This is a genomic window from Actinomadura darangshiensis (assembly GCF_004349235.1).
Lineage (GTDB): Bacteria > Actinomycetota > Actinomycetes > Streptosporangiales > Streptosporangiaceae > Spirillospora > Spirillospora darangshiensis.
This window is the reverse complement of sequence record NZ_SMKY01000498.1, coordinates 1-3,785: the sequence shown is the minus strand read 5'-3', so window position 1 is coordinate 3,785 and position 3,785 is coordinate 1. Positions and strand designations below refer to the sequence as shown.

General features: G+C 72.1%; 2 protein-coding genes. One reads left to right on the top strand and one right to left on the bottom strand.

What is annotated here, in order from left to right; genetic code table 11:
• Positions 1-113: 113 nt before the first annotated feature.
• Positions 114-650 carry a hypothetical protein gene (locus tag E1293_RS45385; protein ID WP_132206102.1) on the bottom strand — a complete coding sequence of 179 codons (537 nt, stop codon included), beginning with the start codon at positions 648-650 and terminating at the stop codon, positions 114-116.
• Positions 651-941: 291 nt separating this feature from the next.
• Between E1293_RS45385 and E1293_RS45380 the strand changes: the two genes are divergently transcribed.
• On the top strand, positions 942-3,686 hold the full coding sequence (locus E1293_RS45380) for an AfsR/SARP family transcriptional regulator (protein ID WP_165978702.1): 2,745 nt from the start codon (positions 942-944) through the stop codon (positions 3,684-3,686).
• Positions 3,687-3,785 lie beyond the last annotated feature (99 nt).

The following is a 3,785-nucleotide window of genomic DNA, read 5'->3' as shown; positions in this document are numbered from 1 at the left end:
GTCACCGTGCCCCTCCACCCCCAGCGCAGTTTCCGTGGACCTTCCCGGACCGCACCCCGCATAACCATGATCGCCCGCCCTCCGGCCGGAGGGCGGGCGATCGGTTCGAGAAGTCAGGAGATGATGAAGGAACTCGTGACGTTGTCGAACGGCTTGTTCTTGGGGGCGGTGTAGTAGACGCAAGTCGACGGGTCGCTGAGACGCTTGCAGTGGTCGGCGAAGCCCGTGCTTCCCCGGGTGTTCGCGGTGAGCTCGTGGCCGTCGTAGAGCTTGATGTTGCAGTTGGTGGCGTCGTTGCTCTGCACGGAGCTGATCCGGTTGTCCCAGAAGTCACCGTGCGCTATGTTGATCGGGTATTCGTTCTCGAACGGCCCCGAGCACTGACTCACTCCGGCCGGAAGGTAGAACGTGACCGACTCGCCGCCGTAGTTCGGGTGCTGGTGCACCTTGATCGCCCACGGCCCGGCGGCGATGCGCCGGCCGCCGCCCCCGCAGTCCATGCCGCCACCCGCCTTGAGCACGCAGGTGCGGCCCTGCGCGGCCGGCGCGGCGTCCTGCGCGAAGGCGGCCGGAGCCGCCGTCGCGACCAGTGCGGCGGACGCGCCGAGCACCGCGGTGCGAGCCGTCGCCCGTGCGAACCTGTTTCGCATGAGATCCCCTCTGCTCTTGGGAACATCGGTACGCGCCGTACGCTAAGAATGCCGCGTACACCGGCCGTATGTTCGCCGTATATGCGGCGAAGATCATGAAAGGACGGGCGTGATGCCGATCTTTATGATCATTAGAAAAGCCGGGAGAACACTGATATCCGGCACGAGTCGCGTGTTACTGTCCCGGGCACGGGGACGGGGGGCATTCCTATGCGGTTCGGGGTTTTAGGGCCACTCTCGGTCACCGAAGGCGAGCGCGCCTTCGAGCTGACGTCATTCAAATTGCGTCTCGTGCTGGCGGTTCTGCTCCGCCATGCCAATAGTCCGGTATCCGACGATCTGCTCGCCGACGCCCTGTGGGGCGGCCGGCCGCCCCGGTCGGCGCCGGCGAACCTGCGGATGTACGTGCACACGCTGCGCAGGACGCTGGGCCGCCCGGAGCGAATCGCCAGGATCGCGCCCGGCTACGCGCTCACCGTGGAGCCGGGGGAACTCGACGCGCAGCGCTTCGCGGATCTGGTCGGCCGGGGGCGCAGCGCCGGTGAATGCGCGGATGCGTCCGCGGTGCACGCGACGCTGAGCGAGGCGCTCGCGCTCTGGCGCGGGGACGCCTACACGGGCCTGACCGAGGTCCCGCCCCTGCACGACGAGGCCGTGCGGCTCGACGAGCTGCGCCTGGCGGCCATCGAGGAGCACGTCTCCGCCGGACTTGACCTGGGCCGGCACGGCGAGCTGGTCCCCGAGCTCCGCGCCCTGGCCGCCGAGCATCCGCTCCGGGAGGGGTACCGGGCGCAGCTGATGCTCGCCTTGTATCGCTCCGGGCGGCAGGCCGAGGCGCTTGAGGTCTACCGGGAGACCCGGCGCGTGCTCACCGAGGAGCTGGGCATCGAGCCCGGCCTCCGGCTGCGGCGGCTGGAGGCGGCGGTGCTCGCGGGCGACCCGTCGCTGGACCTGGCGGCGCCGGTCCGGGCCGTCCCGCAGGCCGGGCGACCGGCGCCCCAGCAGCTCCCAGCCGACGTGTCCGGGTTCAGCGGCCGGACCGGTGAACTCGCGAAGCTGGCCGGCCTGCTGCAGGAGACCGGCACACGCCCGAACACCGTGGTCATCGCGTCGATGTCGGGAATGGCCGGCGTGGGCAAGACGACCCTCGCCGTCCACTGGGCCCACCGGGTGCGCCACCGCTTCCCGGACGGGACGCTGTTCGTCGACCTGCGCGGCTACAGCCGCGCGGGCCCGCCCGCGCGGCCCGACGAGGTCCTCGACGGGTTCCTGCGCGCCCTCCACGTCCCGCCTGCGGCGATCCCCTCGACACTTGAGGAACGGGCCGCGCTCTACCGGTCGCAGCTCGACCGGCGGCGCATGCTGATCGTGCTGGACAACGCCGCCTCGTCGGCACAGGTCAGTTCGCTCCTGCCGGGCACGGGCGACTGCATGGCGGTCGTGACCAGCCGCGGCAGCATGTCCGGTCTCGTCGTCCGAACGGGCGCGCGCCGGGTTCCGGTCGATCTCCTTTCCCAGGCGGACTCGCTGGCGCTGCTGCGCGAGGTGATCGGGGCGGTCAGGGTCGACGCGGAACCCGGGGCGGCCGTGGAGCTGACCCGGCTCTGCGCGAACCTGCCGCTGGCGCTCCGGCTGGCCGCGGAGCGCGCGGCGATCCGCCCGCGGCTCACGCTGGCCGGGCTGACCCGGGAGCTCCAGGACGAGCGCCGCCGCCTGGACCTGCTCGCGGCGGCCGACGACGAGACCGTCGCGGTGCGCGCGGCGTTCCACTGGTCGTACCGTGCCCTGCCGCCGGACGCGGCCCGCACCTTCCGCCTGCTCGGCCTGCACCCGGGCCCCGACATCGGCCTGGACGCCGCCGCCGTCCTCACGGCGCAGGAGACGCGGCTAGCGCGTCAGCAGCTGGAAGCGCTTACCGACGTGCACCTGCTGCAGGAGACCATGCCCGGGCGTTTCCGGATGCACGACCTGCTCCGCGTCTACGCCCGCGACCGCGCAACCGCCGACGAGCCGGAACCGGAACGGGACGCGGCCGTGCGGCGCGTCCTCGACTGGTACCTGCACACGGCGGACGCGGCCGACCGCGTCCTGATGCCGGGCCGCCGCCGCGTCCCGCTGGACCCTCCCCGGCAGGCGTGCGAACCCGCCGCCCTGCCCTCCCCGGGCGCAGCGCTCACGTGGTGCGAAGAAGAAAGGCTCAACCTGGTCGCGGCGACACGGCACGCCGCCGAGGCCGGCCTCCACGACGTCGCGTGGAAGCTCCCGTTCACGCTCTGGAGCTATTTCAGCCTCCGGACCCGGTGGACGGACTGGATCGTCACGCACGACCTCGGCCTCGCCGCCGTCCGCGACGGCGGCGACAGGTACGGCGAGGCGCACCTGCTGACGAGCATCGCCAACGCCTACCGGGACGTGCACCGCTTCGACGAGGCGTTCGAGCGGTTCGCGGCGGCCGTCGCCATGGGCCGGGAGATCGGCGAGCCGTGGATCGAGGCGTCGGCCCGCACCCTGCGCAGCGTGGCGCTCACCGACCTCCGCCGCTTCGACGAGGCCATGGGCGACTGCACGAGCGCCGACCGGATCTTCCGTGCCATCGGCGACCGCTGGGGCGAGGCGTGGGCCCGCTACCAGCTCGGCGAGATCTGCGGGAGGATCCGCCGGCCCGCCGAGGGCATCGAGCACTCGCGGCAGGCCCTGGCGCTGTTCGAGCAGGTCGAGGACCACTGGGGGATCAGCCGGACGCTCTGGGCGCTCGGCCTGGCCTACCGCGACCTCGGCCGCCTGGAGGAGGCCGAGGACCACTCGCGGCGTGCCCTGGACGCCGCCCGCGCGATCGGCAACCGGCTGGGCGAGGGCTTCGCCCTCCTCAACCTCGGCAAGATCAGAAACGATGCCGGCGACACCCTCGCCGCCCACCGCCTCTGGCGCCAGGCCCTCACCATCTTCGAGCAACTCGGCGCCCCCCAGGCGGACAGGGTCCGAGCCCGCCTGACCGCGGCGAACGGAGCCCAGGGTGTGCAGCGATCCGGTGCGTGATCCGCCGGGTGGCCGTGCCCGGCCATCGCCGTATTAACGTGGCCTCCGGGAGGTCGGCACGGTGATGGATGGAGTGCGGTGAGCGAGCGTCTAAGTGAG